The 20,421-nt window shown below is 64.5% G+C and carries 23 protein-coding genes; 14 read left to right on the top strand and 9 right to left on the bottom strand.

Annotated elements, in window-relative coordinates:
- The first annotated feature begins 19 nt into the window (after positions 1 to 19).
- Positions 20 to 685 carry a DUF2865 domain-containing protein gene (locus RPPS3_RS21210; protein WP_107345819.1) on the top strand — a complete coding sequence of 222 codons (666 nt, stop codon included), beginning with the start codon at positions 20 to 22 and terminating at the stop codon, positions 683 to 685.
- A 143-nt stretch (positions 686 to 828) separates the two neighbouring features.
- Complete coding sequence (locus RPPS3_RS21205) at positions 829 to 990, top strand: Thivi_2564 family membrane protein (protein ID WP_199851763.1); 162 nt, start codon at positions 829 to 831, stop codon at positions 988 to 990.
- Positions 991 to 1,130: 140 nt separating this feature from the next.
- Here the strand turns inward: RPPS3_RS21205 and RPPS3_RS21200 are convergent, their stop codons facing one another.
- Entirely contained in the window at positions 1,131 to 1,331 is a 201-nt protein-coding gene (locus RPPS3_RS21200; RefSeq protein WP_107345818.1) for a CsbD family protein, read from the bottom strand.
- Positions 1,332 to 1,524: 193 nt separating this feature from the next.
- On the bottom strand, positions 1,525 to 3,699 hold the full coding sequence (locus RPPS3_RS21195; RefSeq protein ID WP_107345817.1) for a malate synthase G: 2,175 nt from the start codon (positions 3,697 to 3,699) through the stop codon (positions 1,525 to 1,527).
- A 400-nt stretch (positions 3,700 to 4,099) separates the two neighbouring features.
- On the opposite strand from RPPS3_RS21195, the gene cysG reads away from it, so the two are divergent.
- The 5 genes from cysG to RPPS3_RS21170 all read left to right on the top strand — a co-directional run bounded on the left by cysG (position 4,100) and on the right by RPPS3_RS21170 (position 9,090).
- Positions 4,100 to 5,536 (top strand): siroheme synthase CysG, encoded by a 1,437-nt coding sequence (gene cysG / locus RPPS3_RS21190; protein ID WP_107345816.1) that lies wholly within the window; start codon positions 4,100 to 4,102, stop codon positions 5,534 to 5,536.
- Complete coding sequence (locus RPPS3_RS21185) at positions 5,533 to 5,847, top strand: DUF2849 domain-containing protein (RefSeq protein WP_107345815.1); 315 nt, start codon at positions 5,533 to 5,535, stop codon at positions 5,845 to 5,847. Before cysG ends, RPPS3_RS21185 begins: the two co-directional genes overlap by 4 nt.
- Positions 5,848 to 5,857: 10 nt before the next feature.
- Positions 5,858 to 7,513, top strand: coding sequence for a nitrite/sulfite reductase (locus RPPS3_RS21180; RefSeq protein WP_107345814.1), 1,656 nt, complete (start codon positions 5,858 to 5,860; stop codon positions 7,511 to 7,513).
- Positions 7,500 to 8,009, top strand: coding sequence for a DUF934 domain-containing protein (locus RPPS3_RS21175; RefSeq protein WP_107345813.1), 510 nt, complete (start codon positions 7,500 to 7,502; stop codon positions 8,007 to 8,009). Before RPPS3_RS21180 ends, RPPS3_RS21175 begins: the two co-directional genes overlap by 14 nt.
- A gap of 145 nt (positions 8,010 to 8,154) precedes the next feature.
- Positions 8,155 to 9,090 (top strand): glutaminase, encoded by a 936-nt coding sequence (locus RPPS3_RS21170; protein WP_107345812.1) that lies wholly within the window; start codon positions 8,155 to 8,157, stop codon positions 9,088 to 9,090.
- 105 nt (positions 9,091 to 9,195) lie between these two features.
- On the opposite strand, the gene RPPS3_RS21165 is transcribed toward RPPS3_RS21170, so the two are convergent.
- The gene (locus RPPS3_RS21165) at positions 9,196 to 9,378 is read right to left on the bottom strand and encodes a DUF2735 domain-containing protein (RefSeq protein ID WP_012497457.1); all 183 of its coding nucleotides are present in this window, start codon (positions 9,376 to 9,378) and stop codon (positions 9,196 to 9,198) included.
- Positions 9,375 to 9,590: a hypothetical protein gene (locus RPPS3_RS24535; protein WP_159060701.1), complete on the bottom strand. Its 216-nt coding sequence runs from the start codon at positions 9,588 to 9,590 to the stop codon at positions 9,375 to 9,377. Before RPPS3_RS24535 ends, RPPS3_RS21165 begins: the two co-directional genes overlap by 4 nt.
- Before the next feature lie 283 nt (positions 9,591 to 9,873).
- Between RPPS3_RS24535 and RPPS3_RS21160 the strand changes: the two genes are divergently transcribed.
- The 4 genes from RPPS3_RS21160 to RPPS3_RS21145 all read left to right on the top strand — a co-directional run bounded on the left by RPPS3_RS21160 (position 9,874) and on the right by RPPS3_RS21145 (position 13,744).
- Complete coding sequence (locus tag RPPS3_RS21160) at positions 9,874 to 10,911, top strand: glutamine synthetase beta-grasp domain-containing protein (RefSeq protein ID WP_107345811.1); 1,038 nt, start codon at positions 9,874 to 9,876, stop codon at positions 10,909 to 10,911.
- Positions 10,912 to 11,156: 245 nt separating this feature from the next.
- Positions 11,157 to 11,672, top strand: coding sequence for a CAP domain-containing protein (locus tag RPPS3_RS21155; RefSeq protein ID WP_012497455.1), 516 nt, complete (start codon positions 11,157 to 11,159; stop codon positions 11,670 to 11,672).
- A gap of 95 nt (positions 11,673 to 11,767) precedes the next feature.
- Positions 11,768 to 12,907, top strand: coding sequence for a DUF3734 domain-containing protein (locus RPPS3_RS21150; RefSeq protein WP_107345810.1), 1,140 nt, complete (start codon positions 11,768 to 11,770; stop codon positions 12,905 to 12,907).
- Positions 12,908 to 12,955: 48 nt separating this feature from the next.
- Positions 12,956 to 13,744 carry a 3-hydroxybutyrate dehydrogenase gene (locus tag RPPS3_RS21145; protein ID WP_107346717.1) on the top strand — a complete coding sequence of 263 codons (789 nt, stop codon included), beginning with the start codon at positions 12,956 to 12,958 and terminating at the stop codon, positions 13,742 to 13,744.
- Positions 13,745 to 14,142: 398 nt separating this feature from the next.
- On the opposite strand, the gene RPPS3_RS21140 is transcribed toward RPPS3_RS21145, so the two are convergent.
- From RPPS3_RS21140 to RPPS3_RS21130, 3 genes are all read right to left on the bottom strand, one after another.
- Entirely contained in the window at positions 14,143 to 14,403 is a 261-nt protein-coding gene (locus RPPS3_RS21140; protein ID WP_107345809.1) for a BrnA antitoxin family protein, read from the bottom strand.
- Positions 14,372 to 14,677: a BrnT family toxin gene (locus tag RPPS3_RS21135; RefSeq protein WP_107345808.1), complete on the bottom strand. Its 306-nt coding sequence runs from the start codon at positions 14,675 to 14,677 to the stop codon at positions 14,372 to 14,374. Before RPPS3_RS21135 ends, RPPS3_RS21140 begins: the two co-directional genes overlap by 32 nt.
- A gap of 90 nt (positions 14,678 to 14,767) precedes the next feature.
- Complete coding sequence (locus tag RPPS3_RS21130) at positions 14,768 to 16,129, bottom strand: lipopolysaccharide biosynthesis protein (protein WP_107345807.1); 1,362 nt, start codon at positions 16,127 to 16,129, stop codon at positions 14,768 to 14,770.
- Positions 16,130 to 16,680: 551 nt separating this feature from the next.
- Between RPPS3_RS21130 and RPPS3_RS21125 the strand changes: the two genes are divergently transcribed.
- From RPPS3_RS21125 to RPPS3_RS21115, 3 genes are all read left to right on the top strand, one after another.
- Entirely contained in the window at positions 16,681 to 17,202 is a 522-nt protein-coding gene (locus RPPS3_RS21125; protein ID WP_107345806.1) for a PAS domain-containing protein, read from the top strand.
- Positions 17,177 to 18,502, top strand: coding sequence for a methyl-accepting chemotaxis protein (locus tag RPPS3_RS21120; protein WP_107345805.1), 1,326 nt, complete (start codon positions 17,177 to 17,179; stop codon positions 18,500 to 18,502). Before RPPS3_RS21125 ends, RPPS3_RS21120 begins: the two co-directional genes overlap by 26 nt.
- Before the next feature lie 173 nt (positions 18,503 to 18,675).
- Entirely contained in the window at positions 18,676 to 18,966 is a 291-nt protein-coding gene (locus RPPS3_RS21115) for a hypothetical protein (protein WP_107345804.1), read from the top strand.
- Positions 18,967 to 19,038: 72 nt separating this feature from the next.
- Here RPPS3_RS21115 and RPPS3_RS21110 read toward each other — a convergent pair whose 3' ends face one another.
- Positions 19,039 to 19,521, bottom strand: coding sequence for a YbaK/EbsC family protein (locus RPPS3_RS21110; protein WP_107345803.1), 483 nt, complete (start codon positions 19,519 to 19,521; stop codon positions 19,039 to 19,041).
- 76 nt (positions 19,522 to 19,597) lie between these two features.
- Entirely contained in the window at positions 19,598 to 20,338 is a 741-nt protein-coding gene (locus tag RPPS3_RS21105; RefSeq protein WP_107345802.1) for a haloacid dehalogenase type II, read from the bottom strand.
- Between the last annotated feature and the right edge of the window lie 83 nt (positions 20,339 to 20,421).

Genomic DNA, 20,421 nt, shown 5'->3' with positions numbered 1-20,421 from the left:
CAGACAGCCGGAGACCGTCATGCGCAAGCTCACCTCACGCCACATCGGAATCGGTGCCGCGGCACTTGCGGCTGTGACCGTGGCGACGCCCCCGGCGCATGCGCAGGATTTCTTTCAGGCGCTGTTCGGCGGTTTCCAGGCACCGCGCTATCAACCGCGGATGCCGGCGCTGCCGTTTGCGGATGACGGGTATGGCCGCGATACGCGGGAGCGCGTCTCGCGTCCGAGCGCGCGCACCTATTCGACCGGCGGGCAGGCGTATTGCGTCCGAAGCTGCGACGGGCGTTATTTCCCCATCTCGTCCAGCGGGGGCGATACCAAGGCCGAAACATGCAACAGCTTCTGTCCGTCGAGCGACACCAAGGTGGTGTACGGCTCGTCGATCGAGAACGCCCGCACGTCCAGCGGCAAGCCGTATTCCGAGTTGCCGAACGCGTTTAAATTCCGCACCGAGATCGTCGCCGGTTGCACCTGCAACGGCAAGGACCAGTTCGGCCTCGCTAAGATCCCGATCGAGGACGATCCGACGGTGCGCAAGGGCGACATCATCGCCGGCAAGGACGGCCTAATGGTCGCGGCCCGTAACGCCTCCGGCAACGACGGCAAGGTGGCGCTCGCCCCGGCCTCTGGCGCCGATCACGTCCGCGCCGGCTATTCCAAGGTCCCGGTGCTGGCCCAGGACTAATCCCTCGGCTGCGAACAGTTGGGAAGCCGCGCGTCTGTCACGCGCTATTTCTCATGGGAAGTTACGATAGTTCCGAACTTGGAACTGATCAGCGTCTTGGCGATTGATCCGGTGCGGCGCGACCGCGGGTTGGAGCTAGGAAGATGAGCATTCTGATCGGAATTCTGATTACATTTCTCGTCGTCATTTTGGTGCTGTATCTGATCAACATGCTGCCGATGGACGGCCGCGCCAAACAGATCGCACGGATCATCGTCATCATCATCGGCGTCGTATCGCTGTTGAAATATCTGGCGGTGTTCTAAGCCAGCAATCCGGCCGGGCCATCGCCCGGCCTTTTCTTTGGTCGCCGCAAAGCAGACCCGTCGTCAGTCATTCCGATAGTGCCGACAAGCGAAAAGCCCCGGCTCTCGCCGGGGCTCTGCATGTCGAGCTGTGATGTCGATCACTTCAGGGTCGAGAACCAGTCGTCGACGTCTTTGCGGACTTGGTCCTTGGCGTAGCCGTAGCGCTCCTGCAGCTTGCCTTCGAGCTGGTCGCGGCGACCTTCGATCACGTTGAGATCGTCGTCGGTGAGCTTGCCCCACTTCTCTTTGACGTTGCCCTTGAACTGCTTCCAGTTACCTTCAACGCGGTTCCAATCCATCCTGTCCTCCAATGTTTGGATGCCGGTCAACGGGCGGTGCTGAGGATGGTTCCGGCTTCCGCTGCGGCAAGCCGTCACCCAAGGCTTGCGCTTTGCGGCCTCGAAATCAGCAGCAAGTAACGAGCTACCAAAGCAAAAGACCTCCCCCTGGCGGGGGAGGTCTCGTGACTGCGGAAGTAACAGGTCTGCTGATTTAGCGCGCCGAGTCGAGATGCGCCGCCTTCGCTTCGCGGCGGCGCTCATGCAGGATGAACTCGGTGTAGCCGTTCGGCTGAGCGCGGCCCTTGAAGATCAGGTCGCACGCGGCTTCGAACGCGACGCCATCGAAATCCGGCGCCATCGGACGGTACAGCGCATCGCCTTCGTTCTGCTTGTCGACCACCACGGCCATCCGCTTCAGCGAATCCATCACCTGCTCCTTGGTGACGACGCCATGGTGCAGCCAGTTGGCGAGATGCTGGCTGGAGATGCGCAGCGTGGCGCGGTCTTCCATCAGGCCGACGTCGTGGATGTCCGGCACCTTCGAGCAGCCGACGCCCTGGTCGATCCAGCGCACCACGTAGCCGAGGATGCCCTGGCAGTTGTTGTCGATCTCCTGGCGGACATCGTCCGGCGCCCAGTTCGAATTCGACACCGGGATGGTGAGGATGTTTTCGAGCTTGGCGCGCGGGCCGCCCTTGGCCAGCTCCTGCTGGCGCCCGATCACGTCGACCTGGTGATAGTGCAGCGCGTGCAGCGTTGCTGCGGTCGGCGACGGCACCCAGGCGGTGGTGGCGCCGGCCTGCGGATGGCCGATCTTCTGCGCCAGCATGTCGGCCATCTTGTCCGGGGCCGCCCACATGCCCTTGCCGATCTGGGCGTGGCCGGGCAGGCCGTCGACCAGACCGGTGTCGACGTTCCAGTCCTCGTAGGCCTTGATCCAGGGCTGCGCCTTCATCTCGTTCTTGCGGATCATCGGACCCGCTTCCATCGAGGTGTGGATCTCGTCGCCGGTGCGGTCGAGGAAGCCGGTGTTGATGAAGCAGATCCGCTTGCTCGCATTCTGGATGCAGGCCTTGAGGTTCACCGTGGTGCGGCGCTCCTCGTCCATGATGCCGACCTTCAGCGTGTTCTCGGTCAGGCCGAGCATCTTCTCGACGCGGCCGAACAGCTCGACGGTGAGGGCGACTTCATCCGGGCCGTGCATCTTCGGCTTGACGATGTAGACCGAGCCGGTGCGGCTGTTGCGGGTCTTGCCGAGGTGCTTCAGATCGTGGATCGCGATCAGTCCCGACACCGCAGCGTCGAGGAAGCCTTCCGGGATCTCCTGACCTTCGCTGTCGAGCACCGCATCGGTCCACATGTGGTGACCGACGTTGCGCATCAGCAGCAGGCTGCGGCCATGCAGCGAGATTTCCTTGCCGTCCGGCGCGGTGTAGGTGCGGTCGCCGTTGAGCGCGCGGGTAACGGTCTTGCCGCCCTTCTCGAAGCTTTCCGACAGCGTGCCGTCCATCAGGCCGAGGGTGTTGCGATAGATCAGCACCTTGTCGTCGGCGTCGACGGCGGCGACCGAGTCTTCCATGTCGAGAATGGTCGAGACCGCCGACTCGATGATCAGGTCGGCGACGCCGGCCGGATCGTCCTTGCCGATGGCGCTGGCGCGGTCGATCTTGATCTCGATGTGCAGGCCGTTGTTGACCACCAGCACCGCACTCGGACTGGCGGCATCACCGCGGAAGCCGGCGAACTGGGCCGGCTTCTTCAGGCCGGTGGCATTGCCGCTCTTCAGCTTGGCCGACAGCTGGCCGGCGATCACGCTGTAGCCGGTGACGTCGCTGTGGCTTCCGGTGGCGAGCGGCGCGGCCTGGTCGAGGAACGCCTTGGCCTTGGCGATCACCTTGTCGCCGCGCGCCTTGTCGTAGCCCTTGGCCTGGGTGGCTTCCTGCGGGATCGCGTCGGTGCCGTAGAACGCATCGTACAGCGAGCCCCAGCGCGCATTCGCGGCGTTCAGCGCGTAGCGCGCGTTCGACAGCGGCACCACCAGCTGCGGGCCGCACAGCTTGCCGATCTCTTCGTCGACATTGGCGGTCTCGACCGGCGCGGTCGCCGGCTCGGGCTGCAGGTAGCCGATCTCCTTCAGGAACGCGGTGTAGGCCGCCATGTCCTGCTTCTTGCCCTTGTTGGCGAGATGCCACGCATCGATCTTGGCCTGCAGATCGTCGCGGGTCTTCAGCAGCGCGCGGGTCTTCGGCGCCAGATCACGAACGATCGCAGCGAGTCCGGCCCAGAATACGTCGGGAGCGATGCCGGTTTTCGGCGCGGCCTCCTTGGCGATGAAGTCGAACAGCACAGGCGCGATTTTCAGTCCGTGGGCGTCAATACGATTCATTTTTGGATGTCTCGCGAGAAAACGGCGCGCTGGCGCCTTTTCAGGGGTCAAATGACCGGTCGCCGCGTAGCGGCGCCGGGTGCTCCTTTTAGCGTCAAAGGTCGCCAAAAGAGAAGGCCCGCACTGTCTGACTGCAGTCAGGCGCCGCCGGGAACCCTTTCTTTCCCAGCCCAAACACCGATCTGCCGGGAGTCGCGGCAGGAAGGAGGGCGGCACGGCCCTTGCTCAGCTCAGACTCCAGATGCGGCCGAGAAAGACTGTCTCTGCCAAGTGGCGACGAGGGGCGAAATTTCTCTACGGATCGGCAGAGGTGGAATGGAATGATTTTCTTCCGGCCCTGCTTGTGTCGCGGAGGCGGAGAAAATAATTCTAAACAGCCCCAGGTGGCGATGGAGCGGACATGCGATTTCTTCCAGTGTTTCTGGATCTGGCGACGGGACCCGTGGTGCTGGTGGGCGCCGGCGAGATGGCGCGCGCCAAGCTGCGGCTGTTGCTCGGCGCCGGTGCTTCGGTCCGCTGGTACGTCACCGATGGCGACCGCGATCTGGCCGGCCTGACCGAGGCCGAGCGGGCGCGGGTGAGTTTCCCGGACGGCGATCCGGCCGCCGCTGACCTCACCGGCGCGATCGCGCTGCTGTGTGCGGGTGCTGGCGAGATCGCTGCCCCGCTGGCCGCGAAGGCGCGGGCACTCGGCGTGCCGGTCAACGTCATGGACGAGCTGTCGCACTCGACCTTCATCTTTCCCGCGATCGTCGATCGCGGCGACGTGGTGGTGGCGATCGGTACCGGCGGGTCTTCGCCGGTGGTAGCGCGTCGTCTCCGCGAACTGATCGAGACCGTGGTGCCGGCGCGGATCGGCGAGCTGGCCGCGCTGATCGGCCGCTGGCGCACGCCGATCAAGACACGGATTCCTGAATTCCCGCTGCGCCGCCGGTTCTGGGAGCGCGTCGTCGACGGCCCGATCGGCCGCGCGGTGCTCGACGGGCGGCTGGCGGATGCCGAGACCGAACTGAAGAAGATCGACGACGCTACAGACTACGCGCGGCATTCGCTCGGCCGCCGCGCTGACGGTCACGTCAGCATCGTCGGCGCCGGTCCCGGTGATCCTGATTTGTTGACGCTCAAAGCTCTCCGGGCGCTGTCGGACGCCGACGTGGTGTTCTACGACGAGCTGGTTTCGCCCGAAATTCTCGACCGCATCCGGCGCGACGCCAAACGCGTGCCGGTGGGCCGCCGTGTCGGCCAGCCGGGCATCGGTCAGGACGCGATCAACAAGCTGCTGGTCGAAGCGGCTCGGTCCGGCCAGCGCGCCGTGCGGCTGAAGGGCGGCGATCCATTCGTGTTCGGCCGCGGCGGTGAAGAGGTCGAAGCGCTGCGCGAGGCCGGCGTGTCTTACGCGGTGGTGCCGGGTATCAGCGCGGCGCTTGGTGCGGCGTCGCAGTTCGAGGTGCCGCTGACCTATCGCCACGAGGCGCTGCGCATCACCTTTCTCACAGCCCACAAGGCCAAGGATGCCGAGGCCGTCGACTGGTCGGCGCTGACTGATCAGAAAATGACGGTCGTGGTCTACATGGGCATGAGCGCGGCGCCGACGATCCGCGAAGGGCTGCTCGCCGCCGGCCGCGCGGCCGATACCCCGGTCGGCGTGTTCGCGCGGGTGACGCGTCCGGACGCTGGCTCGGCCGTCGGCACGCTCGAAGATCTGCCGGCGCTGGTCGAGCAGGTCGACGGCGGCCCGGCACTGCTGGTGATCGGCGACGTCGTCGCGCACTCGGCGCCGTGGCGCCAGCAACAACTCCTGCAACTCGTTTCGACCTATCAGATGGCCGCCGAATGACGTCCCCGCTGCAACAGAAGATCAAGATCACCGGTCCCTCGGTGGTGACCGCAAACCGAACCACCGATGGCGTGGTGATTTATCGAACCGCGCAGAGCGGCTGGTCGACCGATCTGGCCGACGCCGCCATCGTGCGCGAGGCCGAGCCGGCGCGCGCGCTGCTCGCCGCTGCGACCGCCGATGATGTCGGCGCGGTTGGTGCCTACATCGCGCCGGTGGAAATCGGCGCCGACGGGGCGATCAGTCCCGGCAATCTGCGCGAGAAAATCCGCCGCAATGGCGTCACCATCGCGCTGCCCGTCCAGGTTTGAGGGCTGTTTCATGTATGCTTACGACGACATCGACCGCGCCATCGTTCACGAGCGCGTCGAAGAATTCCGCGACCAGGTGAGCCGCCGTCTCTCAGGCGACCTCACCGAGGACGAGTTCAAGCCGCTGCGGCTGATGAACGGCGTCTACCTGCAGCTCCACGCCTACATGTTTCGCGTGGCGATTCCGTACGGCACGCTGTCGTCGGCGCAGCTCCGGAAGCTGGCGCATGTGGCGCGGACCTACGACCGCGGCTATGGCCATTTCACCACCCGGCAGAACATCCAGTTCAATTGGATCGCGCTGAAGGATCTGCCCGACGCGCTTGCGGATCTTGCCGAAGTCGGCATCCACGCGATGCAAACCTCGGGCAATTGCACCCGCAACGTCACCGCCGATCAGTGGGCTGGCGTTGCGCCGGGCGAGGTCGAGGACCCGCGGGTCTGGGCCGAAATCCTGCGCCAGCACACCGCGCTGCATCCGGAATTCTCGTTCCTGCCGCGTAAGTTCAAGTTCGCCATCACTGCGTCGGATCACGATCGCGCCGCGATCAAGATCCACGACATTGGCCTCAAGCTGGTCAGGAATGACGCCGGCGAGACCGGCTTCGAAGTTCTGGTCGGCGGCGGGCTCGGTCGCAGCCCGTTCATCGGCCGGACCATCAAGTCATTCGTCGCGGGCCGCGACATCCTCAGCTACATCGAGGCGATCCTGCGCGTCTACAACCAGTACGGACGCCGTGACAACATCTACAAGGCGCGCATCAAGATCCTGGTGCACGAGCTCGGCATCGAGAAGTTTGCCGCCGAGGTCGAACAGGCGTGGCGCGAGATCGCCGACGGCCCGCTGACGCTCGATGACGAGATGATCGAGGATATCCGCTCGCGCTTCATCTATCCGGCCTATGAGAAGCTGCCGGCCGAACCTGACGAGCTGCGCGCCGCGGCCGGCGATGCGCGGTTCGAAGCGTGGCGCAACAACTCGGTCGCGCCGCACCGCCAGGATGGCTATGCCATCGTGACGTTGTCGCTGAAACCGGCAGGCGGCCCGCCCGGTGATGCCACCGCCGAGCAGATGGATGCGGTCGCAGACCTGGCCGACAAATACTCGTTCGGCGAGATCCGCGTCGGCCATGAGCAGAATCTGGTGCTCCCACATGTCGCCAAGCGTGACCTGCCGGCGCTGTGGGCCGCGCTCGACAAGCTCGGTCTTGCCACACCGAACGTCGGTCTGGTCAGTGACATCATTGCTTGCCCGGGGCTCGATTACTGCTCGCTGGCGAATGCGCGGTCGATCCCGATCGCCCAGGAATTGTCGCGCCGGTTCGCCAGCCCCGAGACCGCCGCGCTGATCGGGCGGCTGCACATCAACATTTCCGGCTGCATCAATGCCTGCGGCCATCACCACGTCGGCCATATCGGCATTCTCGGTGTCGAGAAGAACGGCGAGGAGTTCTATCAGATCACCATCGGCGGTCGTGCCGACGAAGGCGCCGAACTCGGCGTTCTGATTGGCCCCGCGGTGCCGTACGGCGAAGTCGCCGACGTGATCGAAGATATCGTCGAGGCCTATCTCAGCCTGCGGCAGCGGCCGGACGAATTGTTCGTCGACGCCGTGAAGCGCCTCGGCGTCGAGCCCTTCAAGGAGCGGGTCTATGCCACTCGTTAAGAACGGACAGATTTCGGTCGATGAGTTCGTTGCCGTCGCCGACGACGCAGAGTTGCCGGCCGCGGGTTCGGTGCTGATTTCGGCTGCGCGCTTCCTGGCCGATCCCGAGCGCCTGGTGGCGCGCAACAGCCCGCTCGGCGTGATCTGGCCGAACAACCGGGATGTCGCCGAGCTGAAGCCCTGGCTCGACCGTCTGGCGCTGATCGCGCTGGTGTTTCCCACCTACAAGGATGGCCGCGCCCACAGCCAAGCGCGGCGGCTGCGAGAGGTCTATGGTTATCGCGGCGAACTGCGCGCCACCGGGCAGGTGCTGCGTGACCAGTTCACCTTCCTGGTCCGCAATGGCTTCGACACGCTCGACGTCAAGAAGGAAGCCGACGCGCACGCCTTCGGCGAAGCGACGCATCGCTACACCGAGTTCTATCAGCCCACAGGCGACGGTCACCGCAGCGCGCTGCAGCTCCGCCGCCAGCGGCATCTGACGTCGGCGACGTAGCCCGAACGCATTCGTCATTGCGAGCGCAGCGAAGCAATCCAGCGCCCCGCGTGCGGCATGGATTGCTTCGTCGCTCCGCTCCTCGCAATGACGCGGCTGTCTTTGTCGATTGACCTGGTGCGCGCTTTGCATCAAATGCGCCGCCATGAGCAATCAGCTTCTCGACCGTGTCGTTGCCGAAATCGCCGATGAGATGGCGCAGCGGACGGACCGCGGCGAGGTGGCGAGCTACATTCCGGAACTGGCGCGGGTCGATCCGAAAGCGTTCGGCCTCGCGGTGATCGGTGCCGACGGCCATGTCGCCGCCGCCGGTGATGCCGACGTGCCGTTCTCGATCCAGAGCATCTCGAAGGTGTTCACGCTGACGCTGGCGCTGGGCAAGGCCGGCGATCGGCTGTGGCGGCGCGTCGGCCGTGAGCCGTCGGGCTCCGCCTTCAACTCGATCGTGCAGCTCGAGCACGAGCGCGGCATCCCGCGCAATCCGTTCATCAATGCCGGCGCGATCGCCGTCACCGATCTGATCCTGTCCGGGCATCAGCCGCGCGAAGCGCTCGGCGAAATCCTGCGCTTCATGCAGTTTCTGGCCGGTGATTCCACCGTCGCGATCGATGAAGCGGTGGCGAAGTCCGAGCAGCGCACCGGATTCCGCAACGCTGCGCTCGCCAATTACATGAAATCGTTCGGGGTGCTGGACAATCCGGTCGAGTACACGCTCGGCGTCTATTTCCATCACTGCGCGATCGCGATGAGCTGCCGACAGCTGGCGATGGCCGGCCGCTTCCTGGCGCATAACGGCCAGAACCCGTCGACCGGACTCAACGTGGTGTCGAGCGAACGCGCGCGCCGCATCAACGCGCTGATGCTGACCTGCGGCCACTATGACGGTTCGGGCGAATTCGCCTATCGGGTCGGCCTGCCGGGCAAGAGCGGCGTCGGCGGCGGCATTCTCGCGGTGGCGCCGGGCAAAGCCTCGATCGCGGTGTGGGCGCCGGGGCTCGATGCCGCGGGCAACTCCCATCTCGGCCGCGTCGCGCTGGAGGCGCTGACAAAGCGCATGGGCTGGTCGATCTTCGGCGTCTGATGATCAGGCGGGCGATCCGGCGCAACAAAAAGGGCCGAACGCGTGCGCCGGCCCTTCGTCAGTCGCTCTGTTGATCACGGCAGCGGCGCCGCGCAAGCTGCGGTGTCATGGCCGCTTGGTGGACTGCTCTTCAAGCATCGCGATCTCGTGATACCAGCTCGAGCAGGTCAGGATATTGGCCGGATTCGACGCCGCCTCGCTGCTCGGAAGCGCGGTGCGGTTGGCTCCATCCCGGCCGCCGACCGGGAACTGGTAGATCTTGGCGGAGGTCTGATTCAGGCTACTCACGCGATCTCTCCTTTCTCTCCTTCGGGTCGATGAAGCTGGCTCGACGAGCGGTCTGGCCGCGCGCCGCAACGGATGATAACGCGATTGCTTCGCGTGCAGGCAGAATGATCAACAAAGAACCAGCCGCTGGCGATTCTTTGCGCATTCGCCCGTTTGCTGACGAACTCGGCATTGGATTGATGCAACGCGGCCGGGATGGCTTGGTTGCGCACTCCCCCCTTCCGAGAAAATCGTGCGCCCGAGGGGTTAATTTTGTTCACCGCGGTGGGTGCGGGGAAATACGGAGGAATCTGGCGTTCCGCGCTCCGCGACCGCGCAAGGCCCACACTGTCTTGCGCATCGAACTTGCCGCGCGACCGCTGCGGACCTGCCTGCGGCGATTTGGCTCATTTTGGCATATTAAATGCTTCATGTTCGCAGGACCGAAGGCCGCCGGGTGCGGTTCCGTGTCCGTCATCGGCCGAATACCGGTGGCATCTCCAACGAGAGGACCGCATGACCAAGTACAAGCTCGAGTACATTTGGCTCGACGGCTACAAGCCGACGCCGAACCTGCGCGGCAAGACCACCATCAAGGAATTCGAGATCTATCCGACGCTTGAGCAGCTTCCGCTGTGGGGGTTCGACGGCTCGTCCACGATGCAGGCCGAAGGCCATAGCTCGGACTGCGTGCTGAAGCCGGTCGCGATGTACCCGGACGCTGCGCGGAACAACGGCATTCTGGTTCTGTGCGAAGTGATGATGCCGGACGGCGTCACCCCGCATCCGACCAACACCCGCGCCACCATTCTGGATGACGAAGGCGCCTGGTTCGGCTTCGAACAGGAATACTTCTTTTACAAGAACGGTCGCCCGCTCGGCTTCCCAGAGGCCGGCTATCCGGCTCCGCAGGGCCCGTATTACACCGGCGTTGGCTACAAGCACGTCGGTGATATCGCCCGCCAGATCGTCGAAGAGCATCTCGACCTCTGCCTCGCCGCCGGCATCAACCACGAAGGCATCAATGCCGAGGTGGCGAAGGGCCAGTGGGAATTCCAGGTGTTCGGCAAGGGGTCGAAGACTGCCGCCGACCAGATGTGGATGGCGCGCTACCTGATGCTGCGTCTTACCGAGAAGTACGGCATCGATATCGAGTTCCACTGCAAGCCGCTCGGCGACACCGACTGGAACGGCTCGGGCATGCACTGCAACTTCTCGACCAGCTACATGCGGGAAGTCGGCGGCAAGGAGTATTTCGAATCGCTGATGAAGGCGTTCGAAGACAATCTCGACGACCACATCGCGGTGTACGGTCCGGACAACCACATGCGGCTCACCGGCAAGCACGAGACCGCACCGTGGAACAAATTCTCCTACGGCATCGCCGATCGCGGCGCCTCGATCCGCGTGCCGCACTCCTTCGTCAACAACGGCTACAAGGGCTATCTGGAAGATCGCCGCCCGAACTCGCAGGGCGACCCCTACCAGATCGCGTCCCAGGTTCTGAAGACGATTTCGTCGGTCCCCACCTCGAAGTCGGCGGCCGCCGCCTGAACCTCCAAGGCGACTGCTCGCGGCCCGGACGCAAGTCCGGGCCGTTGCCGTTTTGATGTCCTCACCCGATTGCTCTCGTTTGTTTTGGCGCGTTTTTTCGTACGAATTGCTGGTGCTCTCAGTCGCAGCGCTCGGGCGCCCATCTTCACCTTTCAGCCACTGTTGACGTGCAACAACTGCTCGGCGCGTCGTGAGCCGGTGACGGGCCGGCAGTGCCGATCGCGCGCGAATGGGGAATCTGGACAATGTTTCGCGGGGTGATGGCCGTTCTCGGCCTGTTGGTGCTGGCCGGTTGTGCCGGCGGCGATGTCGCACCGTCGGTCGATACGCCGTCGATGTATCAGAGCATGGCGCGTGAGGGTGCCAAGGTCGATGTCGCCGCAGCGGCCGTCATGATCTCACAATATCGCCAGAACAACGGGCTTGGCCCGGTGACGGTCGATCCGGCGCTGACCAAGCTCGCCGAGGACCAGTCCTCGACCATGGCAAGGCGCAACAAGCTCGACCATGACGTCAAGGCGCCGCTGGCGCAGCGGCTGAACGCCTCCGGGTATCCGGCAGCGGTTGCGGTCGAGAACGTCTCTGCGGGCTATCACACGCTGGCGGAAGCGTTTTCGGGCTGGCGGGATTCGCCGCCGCATCGGGCCAACATGCTGAAGAATGGCGTCGACCGGATCGGCATCGCCGCCAGCTACGCGCCGGGCACCAAATACAAGGTGTTCTGGACCATGATCCTCGCCTCCACCGACACGCCCCGATAAAGCGGGCGTGATCGGCTCCCTCCGTTGGCGCAATTGACGCTGGCGCCGCGCATCGCCAAGTTGCCGGCGTTGTTGCTTAAGGTGCGACCGACCAGATGGACTCGACACCGCACAGGAAGGCCGCAAGGCCCTGCGACGCGCGCCGCGTGCTGGTGCTGCAAGGCGGCGGTGCGCTCGGCGCGTATCAGGCCGGCGCCTACCAGGCGCTGTGCCATCACGATTTCGAGCCGCAATGGCTCGCCGGCATCTCGATCGGCGCCATCAATGCCGCGATCATCGCGGGCAATCCGCGCGAGCAGCGCGTCGAGAAGCTGAAGCAGTTCTGGGAGATGGCGTCGTCGCCGGTGCCGTGGCAGCCGCTGCTGCGCGACGACCACGTGCATTCGCTGTTCAATGAGACCTCGGCGGCGATGATCGCCACCTTCGGGGTGCCGGGCTTCTTCACCCCGCGGTTTCCGCCGACGCATCTGCTGCCGTCTGGTAAGCCTTCCCACCTCAGCTATTACGACACCGCGCCGCTGCGTTCGACGCTGGAGCGGCTGGTCGATTTCGACCGCCTCAACCACAACGGCATCCGCCTGAGTGTCGGTGCGGTCAACATCGTCACCGGCAACTTCGTGTATTTCGATACCACCAAGCAGACCGTCGGCCCTGAGCACATCATGGCTTCGGCCGCGCTGCCGCCCGGATTTCCGGCGATCGAGATCGACGGCGAGTATTATTGGGACGGCGGCGTCGCCTCCAACACGCCGCTCGACTATGTACTGGACTGCGAGCAGCGCGACGATCTCTTGATCTTCCAGGTCGATCTGTTCAGCTCCCGCGGCCGCCTGCCGGAAACACTGCTGGAGGCCGCCGAGCGCGAGAAGGACATCCGCTATTCCAGCCGCACCCGGCTGAATACCGACAAGAACAAGATGATCCACAACACCCGCAAGGCGCTGCGCGATCTGATCGATCGGCTGCCGGCGGAATTGCGTGACGATCCGGCCTACGCCATCCTGCATGAGGCGGCCAAAGAGAACACCGTCACCGTGGTGCATCTGATCTATCGTAAGCGGGACTATGAGGCGTCGTCGAAGGACTACGATTTCTCCCGGCTGAACATGATCGAGCATTGGAAGGCCGGCGAGCAGGACGTCTACGTCTCGATGCGCGACCAGAGCTGGCAACAGGCGCCGCAGGACGGCGAGACCATGGTGACCTGGGACCTCACCCGGGATGCATTCGAATAAGCGGCCCGATCTGCGCCGCTTTCTCAACCTCGCGAACAGGAGCGGATGATGACGAATTTGACAGGCAAGACCGCGGTCGTGACCGGCTCGACCTCGGGCATCGGGCTCAGCTATGCGCGCGCCTTCGCCAAGGCCGGCGCCAACGTCGTGATCAACGGCATGGGCGACGCGGACGCGATCGAGAAGGAGCGCAAGGCAATCGAGACCGACTTCGCCGTCAAGGCGGTGTATTCGCCGGCCGACATGCTGAAGCCCGCCGAGATCGCCGAGATGATCAAGCTCGGCGAAACCACTTTCGGTTCGGTCGATATCCTCGTCAACAACGCGGGCATCCAGTTCGTGTCGCCGGTCGAGGACTTCCCGGTCGAGAAGTGGGACGCGATCATCGGCATCAACCTGTCGTCAGCGTTCCACGGCATCCGCGCCGCGGTGCCGGGCATGAAGAAGCGCGGCTGGGGCCGCATCATCAACACCGCCTCGGCGCACTCGCTGGTCGCCTCGCCGTTCAAGTCGGCTTATGTGGCCGCCAAGCACGGCATCGCCGGCCTGACCAAGACGGTGGCGCTGGAGCTCGCCACCCACAAGATCACCTGCAACTGCATCTCGCCCGGCTACGTCTGGACGCCGCTGGTCGAAAAGCAGATCCCCGACACCATGAAGGCGCGTGGCCTCACCAAGGAGCAGGTGATCAACGACGTCCTGCTCGCTGCCCAGCCGACCAAGCAGTTCGTCACGCCCGAGCAGGTCGCCGCTCTCGCAGTCTATCTTTGCGGCGACGATGCCAGCCAGATCACCGGTGCCAACCTGTCGATGGACGGCGGTTGGACCGCGGCTTAAGGCGGGTTTGGGGCCGCCCACATTCGGTCGGGCTCCGCCTTCGCTCGCGAACGAACGTGATCCTCCGCGCAAGCGGAGGATCGAGTATTCCAGAGCGCCATGGCCCTGGAATACTCGATCGCCCGGTCAAGCCGGGCGACGACGTGAGTGTGATGAAGTAAGTCTCGCTGCCCGGGCGCTGCCTTCGATCACCATGAAGGGCATCAGCCGTGAGGTGGTGCCATACGCGATCGACCACCTGCGTGACGGCAGCGAGGCCTCGGCGGTGGTGATCGAGAAGATGCCGGGATTCGACTCACCCCGTCTTGCCGAACGCCAGCACATGCCCGCCGAGACGTTCGCAGACGATCCAGAACAGCATCACGGTTTCGAAGGTCCGCGCCGCTTGATGCTTGCGGCTATCTCTTCGCCCGCTTTTGCACCGCTTGCTCCAGAGCCATCCGGATGTAGCGTTGGTAGGGGACACCTGCAGCCTTCGCCTGCTGGCGGACGGCAGACAGCAGTTGCTCCGGCAGTCGCAGGTTGACCGACTTGTCTTTCGGTTTCATTTCGAATTGCATGGTGACCATGCCCGACAGGTCGTAATCGGAGAGGTCCGCGTCGGCGACGAAGGCTTCCGCCTCTGCGTCACTTTCCAGCTTTGGCAGCTTCTTCTTCATAGGCGGCGATCTCCTTGCGGTGCATGTAGCGGGCGCTAATAGGCCGGATGAGCGTCCGCTCGCGCAGCGTTCTGAGGGTGAACACCACGAACACCATTCGTCCCGCTTCGGTGCGGCCGATTGCCTTGAAGCGCTCCTCGGTCGTGGAGTGAGCCGGATCAGGAAACACGCTTACCGGGCCGCGAAACAGGCCTTCGATTTCGGCGACCGTGACGCCATGTTTGGCGCATTTGGCTCGATTTCCGAGATCCCAATCAAAGCCGGCAACTTTCATAGGCCGCCTCTAGCAAAATAGGCATTTGTATAGACAAATGTCAATGCAAAGCCAATATCCGTAGCGCCTCGAACAGAGCCTTAAGTCGTCTCAGTGCGCCTTCGCGCCGAACGCCAGCACGTGCAGGCCGAGGCGTTTGCGGACGATCCAGAACAGCATCACGGTTTCGAAGGTGAGGGCCGCGGAGGTGGCGGCGGCGGCGCCGTAGCCGCCGAAGCGGGGCACCAGGATCAGGCACAGCGCGAGATTGACCGCGAACGCCAGCGCGTAGGCTAGCGCGCAGACATGCTGGTGGCCGAGCATGTTGAGCAGCCGTTCCACCGGCCCGATCGCGGCGCGGACCATCAGGCCGATCGCCGCAACGAACATGATGCCGTAGCCGGACGTGAATTGCGGCCCGAACAGCCACAGCAGCGGTTCGCCGAGCGCCAGCAGCGCCAGCGTTGCGACCAGCGACGGCCAGAACGTCCACACGATCGCGTGGCGGACATAGGCCGCCAGCCGGACCTTATCGCCGGCTGCGTTGTACTCGGTGAAGCGATGCGCGGTGGTGGCCGACATCGCGTAGTGAATGAACGACACCAGCGCCAGCGTCTTCACCACCGCATAGTAGATGCCGACTTCCTCGGGCGTACTGAACTGCTGCAGCACCAGCACGTCTGTGTAGGACAGCAGCAGGTAGAAGCTCTCGACCAGCAGGATCGGCAGCGAGGTGGCGAGCCAGCCGCGGACGTCGTAAGCGCGCGGGCCGGGCGGGACATGGCCGGCCAGCCTGCGGTTGAGCGCGATCATCTGCCCGAGCATCGCGATCCACACCGCCGCACAGCTAGCCGCCATTGCGGCCACCGCGCCGAGCTCGAAGCCTAGGACAAACAGCCCGGCGGTGAAGCCGATGATCAGCGCCTGCCGGATGATGAACTGCGGCATCAATCCGAGCCGCATCCAGTCGTGCGAGCGGGCGATGCCGTCCTGGGTGTTGGCGACCACGAAGGCCGGCAGCGTCAGGCAGCCGAGATACAGCGGCACGACGGTGGCGTCGCCGATCAGCGGCGCCAATGCCCAGACCAGGAGCGCGAGCAGCAGCGACACCGCGCTGGAGGCCGCCAGCGTGCCCCAACGGCTGCCGGTCAGAAAGCCGCGCAGCCGGTCGAGCTCGCCGCGCGCGCGATATTCCGGAATGATCTTCTGGGCCGAGGCGGAGATGCCGAAATCCAGCATCGATCCGAGCAACAGCACCCAGGTCCAGACATAGACGTAGATGCCGTAATCCGAGCCGCCCATCCAGCGCGCCAGCAGGATCTGAGCCCCATAGGCGAGGCCGGCACTGACGACACGGATCAGGAAAATGGTGCCCGCGAGCCGGTTGGTGAGCGAAGTTTCGTTGGAACCGCCGAACAGAGCGGTGAGGCGCGCTTTCAGCGTCGCCAGGGGCGTTGCTGGTGGAGAATCCATGACAGCCAAAAGCGTTTCCCCGAACCGGCCGCATCGGGCGCGACGCGGCGTCGATCTCGTCTAGCAACCAGATGTTAAGATTCGGTTCGGTGTGGCAGGGACGCCGTCACCCCGCGCCGTCGTACGCGACTTGTGCAGTCAATTGCGGCCTTGCGCTAGCGCGCGCATGAGGTTGTAAGCCTGCCTCGGCATCTCAAATGATCTGAGTGGGTGCTCGCGCGGATGTGCGATGAAGGCGAGTTGTTCATACGCGTTGGAAAGCTTCTAATCGTTGCTGATCACTTTGCTGGCAGGCAGCGAGACGCGTGATGCAGGCTGAGACTGTGTGCTCAGCAGTCGCGTCAGGAAAACCACTACAACGCAAGTTGTCGCAGCCCAATTCGTGAGCAGCTAAGTAACAACACAGTGACGTCGAATGCCGATTTATAGCGATGTAGTCGGTGGTTGAGCGAACTAACTATTAAGACCTGCCTCGTAGCTTTGCGGAGCCGGACCGGGGCCGCAATCAGAGTCCGTGCAAGTCGTTCTCAGCCGCTGAACCGGAATTCGCCGTGACCTCTTCCGTCAAGCCCACGGGCGTTGAAGTATTCTTCGACGCCGACGACATCATCGTGTCCAAAACCGACCTGAAAGGCCGGATCACCTACGCCAATCGAGTGTTCACCGACATCTGCGGCTACAGCGAAGCCGAACTGCTGGGCCAGCCGCATTCGATTGTGCGGCATCCCGACATGCCGCGCTGCGTGTTCAAGCTGCTGTGGGACACCCTCGCCGAGGGGCGCGAGATCTTCGCCTACGTCAAGAACATGACGAAGTACGGCGATCATTATTGGGTGTTCGCACACGTCACGCCGTCATTCGACGCCGCCGGCACGGTGATCGGCTATCACTCCAATCGCCGTGTGCCTGAGCGCCGGGTCGTTGCCGCGCTGGAGCCGGTCTATGCCGAGCTGCTGGCGCAGGAGTCCCGGCACCGCAACGGCAAGGACGCGCTCGCGGCCGGCTATCAGCACATGATCGATTTCGTCAAGTCGAAGAACATTTCCTATGATCAACTCGTCTTCTCTCTTTAAGGCCGGTCTCTGCCTCGCCGTCACCGTCGTCGGCTCCCTTGTTGCTGTGGCGGGGCTGACGCTCGGCGCGCCGCTGCTGCTGCAGGTCGGACTCGGCGCCTCGCTGCTGGGTGCCGCCGGCGTTGCCGCGATGCTGCTGCGGCTGAACCGGATGCTGACGCAGATCGATGAGGTCTGCGGCCGGATTGCCGACGGCGACTTCGAGGCTCGGCTGATCGGGCATCGCGACGGTGGACGCCTGCTCGAGATGCAGAACCGCTTCAACGACATGATCGACCGCTGCGACGCGTTCGTGCGCGAGTCCAGCGCCGCGATGGCGGCGATCCGCGACGACAAATACTATCGGCACATCCTGCCGCAGGGCCTGCGCGGTTCGCTGCTGATCGCCAGCCGCACCATCAACGAGGCGATGCAGGCGATCGAGACGCGGGTCGCGGCATTTAACGCCAACACCGCCGAGTTCGAGACCGCAATCGGCACGGTGATCGACGCGGTCGGCGCCGCCTCCAGCAACATGGGCGAGACCGCCACCAGCCTCAACCGCGGCGTGATCGCGACGCGCGATCGCACCCTGGCGGTGTCGGCTGCCAGCGAGCAGGCCTCGACCAACATGGAGACGGTGGCGGCGGCGACCGCCGAATTGACCGCCTCGGCCAACGAGATTCTCAGCAGCGTCAATCGCTCGGCCTCGATCGCTCAGGCCGCGGTGGCGGCCTCCGATCACGCCCGCGACACCGTCGGCAGCCTATCGACCGCCACCGAACGGATCGGCGCGATCGTGCAACTGATCGAAGAGATCGCGTCCCAGACCAATCTGTTGGCGCTCAACGCCACGATCGAGGCGGCGCGCGCCGGTGACGCCGGCCGCGGCTTCTCGGTGGTGGCGCAGGAGGTGAAGTCGCTGGCCGAGCAGACCGCCAATGCCACGCGCGACATCTCGCGCAGCATCGCCGAAGTGCAGGAGACCACCCGCGCCGCCGTCGATGCGATCTCCGGCATCGGCCGTTCGATCGGCGAGGTCGATGATATCACGCACCAGGTGGCGCTCGCGGTCGAGGCGCAGACCGCCGCGACCGGGGAGGTCGCGCGCAACATCGAAGAAGCGTTTGCCGGCATTCGCGACATCTCGGGCAACATCCAGGGCGTCGGTAGCAACATCACCGAGACCGAGCAGCATGCCGAGGTGACGCTGTCGGCGTCCGGCACGCTCGCGCAGCAGGCCCGCTCGCTCGGCGACGCGGTGCGTGACTTCCTGCGGACGCTTCATCGCGATGGTACGGAGCCGCTCAAGGCTGCTTGAGCGAAGGTTGCCTCAAGGAGCGCGCAGCGCCATCAAGCGCTGCGTCGAACCAATTGCGCCGCACAGGTTAACGCAAGTTCATCTAGATGAACTCGCTCGTCAGCGCCCGTTCAGCTGCAACTTCCTAAGCTCGAGACAGTTCTGATGGTTCTCGATCGTAAGGAGGTTGTCCGATGAATCTGAAACTCGCCGTTGCTGCCGCAGCCGCTCTGAGCGCGGTCGCGCTCTCGCCGGGCATCGCGTCTGCGGCGATGCCGAACGGTCTTCCCGGCGCCGCGCAGGCTGCCGGCAGTCCATCCGCCCAGGTCGATCAGGTGCGTTACGTCTGTAACGCCTGGGGCCGCTGCTGGTGGCGCCCGAACTACTACGGCGCTTACGGCTACTACGGTCCGCGGTTCTATGGCCCGCGCTATTATGGCCCGCCGCGTCCGTACGGGCGGCACTACGGCTGGCGCCGTTGGTGATCGCCGCGCTCAGGCGCAAAATCTCTCAACTGATGCAAGCAATGACGGGGCCCGCGGGCCCCGTTGTCGTGTTCACGGCTGGGTCGGCTCGCTGCGGTCCTCGCAGACATCGACCCATTCGGCGCCGACCAGCTCGGCCATGCGCTGCGGGGCAATTCGCACTGCGCTGTGAGTCGAACCCGCTGCCGGCACGACCACATCGAACGTCTTCAGTGAGACGTCGCAATAGATCGGCAGCGGCGCCTTGAGGCCGAACGGACAAACGCCGCCGACCTCATGGCCGGTGAGATCGGCGACCTCGTGAACGCCGAGCATCTTCGGCTTGCCGCCGAGCAGCGCCTTCGCCTTCTTATTGTCGAGCCGCATCGTCCCGCTGGTGACGATCAGCACCACACGCTCGCCGACGCGCAACGACAGTGTCTTGGCGATCTGCGCCGGCGGCACGCCGTAGGCTTCGGCGGCGAGCGGCACGGTCGCGGAACTCATCGTCGATTCTTCGACCGCGATGTCGGGGGCATGTTGGGCAAACCATGCGCGAACGGATTCGAGGCTCATGCGGCTCCTCATGGCCGGCATTCCGGGCCGGCAATCGAGCGGCCGATATGCCGCAAAGCAGCACGTGGCGCAAATCTCAGCGCGCGGCCACGATCTCCACCAACGCGGTCAGCGATCCGATGCGGTGGTCGGGCTCGAAGCCGAGCACGTCCATCTGGGTGCGCAGCGCCTTGAACAGCGTCTGCGGCGAGAGCGGCCCAGGCCTCCGTAGTTCGCGCGCCATCGCCTCGCGGCTGACGCGCTCGATCCAGGCGACGTTAAAGCCGAATGCCTTCGCCCCCGCCACGTCCCAGGGATTGGAAGACACGAACAACATCTCGCGCGGCGTCATGCCGAGCCGCGCTTCGGCCAGCGCATAAGCGCGCGGATGCGGCTTGAACGTCTTGGCTGCGTCGACGCTGATCACGTCGTCGAGCACGCTGTGGAGGCCGGTATTGCGGGTGAGGGCGCCAAGCATATCGGGGCTGCCGTTGGACAGGATCGCACGCTTGCAGGGTGCAAGCGCCTCCAGCGCCGACAGGGCTTCGGGGTAGAGCGCGAGATCGAGATATTTCGCGAAGATGCGCTCGAATGCGCCGCCGCCGGCCTCGATGCCGAGACAGTCGAGCGTGTAGGCGAGCGAATCGCGGGTGACGACGGCGAAGTCCTCGTAGGTCCCCATCTGCGAGCGCAGCCAGGTGTATTCGAGCTGTTTGATCCGCCAGATCTGCGTGATCACCTCGCCATAGCCGGGAAACTCCCGCTCGGTGATGGCCGCAACCGACTGGATGTCGTACAGCGTGCCATAGGCATCGAACACGACGGCCTTGATGGTCATGTGCGGCAGCTTTCAGTTGAGCTCGTCACGGCGATCTGGCCTTTCCGCTTTCGTCCTTGCGAGGAGCAAAGCGACGAAGCAAT

This window comes from Rhodopseudomonas palustris, assembly GCF_003031265.1.
GTDB classification, from domain to species: domain Bacteria; phylum Pseudomonadota; class Alphaproteobacteria; order Rhizobiales; family Xanthobacteraceae; genus Rhodopseudomonas; species Rhodopseudomonas palustris_H.
This window is presented reverse-complemented; position numbering and strand designations above follow the sequence as displayed.

What these genes read in the sequence shown, in the direction of transcription:
- RPPS3_RS21210 (WP_107345819.1), top strand. Translation starts at nt 20, where the DNA reads ATGCGCAAGCTCACCTCACGCCACATCGGAATCGGTGCCGCGGCACTT.
- RPPS3_RS21205 (WP_199851763.1), top strand. Translation starts at nt 829, where the DNA reads ATGAGCATTCTGATCGGAATTCTGATTACATTTCTCGTCGTCATTTTG.
- RPPS3_RS21200 (WP_107345818.1), bottom strand. Translation starts at nt 1,331, where the DNA reads ATGGATTGGAACCGCGTTGAAGGTAACTGGAAGCAGTTCAAGGGCAAC.
- RPPS3_RS21195 (WP_107345817.1), bottom strand. Translation starts at nt 3,699, where the DNA reads ATGAATCGTATTGACGCCCACGGACTGAAAATCGCGCCTGTGCTGTTC.
- cysG (WP_107345816.1), top strand. Translation starts at nt 4,100, where the DNA reads ATGCGATTTCTTCCAGTGTTTCTGGATCTGGCGACGGGACCCGTGGTG.
- RPPS3_RS21185 (WP_107345815.1), top strand. Translation starts at nt 5,533, where the DNA reads ATGACGTCCCCGCTGCAACAGAAGATCAAGATCACCGGTCCCTCGGTG.
- RPPS3_RS21180 (WP_107345814.1), top strand. Translation starts at nt 5,858, where the DNA reads ATGTATGCTTACGACGACATCGACCGCGCCATCGTTCACGAGCGCGTC.
- RPPS3_RS21175 (WP_107345813.1), top strand. Translation starts at nt 7,500, where the DNA reads ATGCCACTCGTTAAGAACGGACAGATTTCGGTCGATGAGTTCGTTGCC.
- RPPS3_RS21170 (WP_107345812.1), top strand. Translation starts at nt 8,155, where the DNA reads ATGAGCAATCAGCTTCTCGACCGTGTCGTTGCCGAAATCGCCGATGAG.
- RPPS3_RS21160 (WP_107345811.1), top strand. Translation starts at nt 9,874, where the DNA reads ATGACCAAGTACAAGCTCGAGTACATTTGGCTCGACGGCTACAAGCCG.
- RPPS3_RS21155 (WP_012497455.1), top strand. Translation starts at nt 11,157, where the DNA reads ATGTTTCGCGGGGTGATGGCCGTTCTCGGCCTGTTGGTGCTGGCCGGT.
- RPPS3_RS21150 (WP_107345810.1), top strand. Translation starts at nt 11,768, where the DNA reads ATGGACTCGACACCGCACAGGAAGGCCGCAAGGCCCTGCGACGCGCGC.
- RPPS3_RS21145 (WP_107346717.1), top strand. Translation starts at nt 12,956, where the DNA reads ATGACGAATTTGACAGGCAAGACCGCGGTCGTGACCGGCTCGACCTCG.
- RPPS3_RS21140 (WP_107345809.1), bottom strand. Translation starts at nt 14,403, where the DNA reads ATGAAGAAGAAGCTGCCAAAGCTGGAAAGTGACGCAGAGGCGGAAGCC.
- RPPS3_RS21135 (WP_107345808.1), bottom strand. Translation starts at nt 14,677, where the DNA reads ATGAAAGTTGCCGGCTTTGATTGGGATCTCGGAAATCGAGCCAAATGC.
- RPPS3_RS21130 (WP_107345807.1), bottom strand. Translation starts at nt 16,129, where the DNA reads ATGGATTCTCCACCAGCAACGCCCCTGGCGACGCTGAAAGCGCGCCTC.
- RPPS3_RS21120 (WP_107345805.1), top strand. Translation starts at nt 17,177, where the DNA reads ATGATCAACTCGTCTTCTCTCTTTAAGGCCGGTCTCTGCCTCGCCGTC.
- RPPS3_RS21115 (WP_107345804.1), top strand. Translation starts at nt 18,676, where the DNA reads ATGAATCTGAAACTCGCCGTTGCTGCCGCAGCCGCTCTGAGCGCGGTC.
- RPPS3_RS21110 (WP_107345803.1), bottom strand. Translation starts at nt 19,521, where the DNA reads ATGAGCCTCGAATCCGTTCGCGCATGGTTTGCCCAACATGCCCCCGAC.
- RPPS3_RS21105 (WP_107345802.1), bottom strand. Translation starts at nt 20,338, where the DNA reads ATGACCATCAAGGCCGTCGTGTTCGATGCCTATGGCACGCTGTACGAC.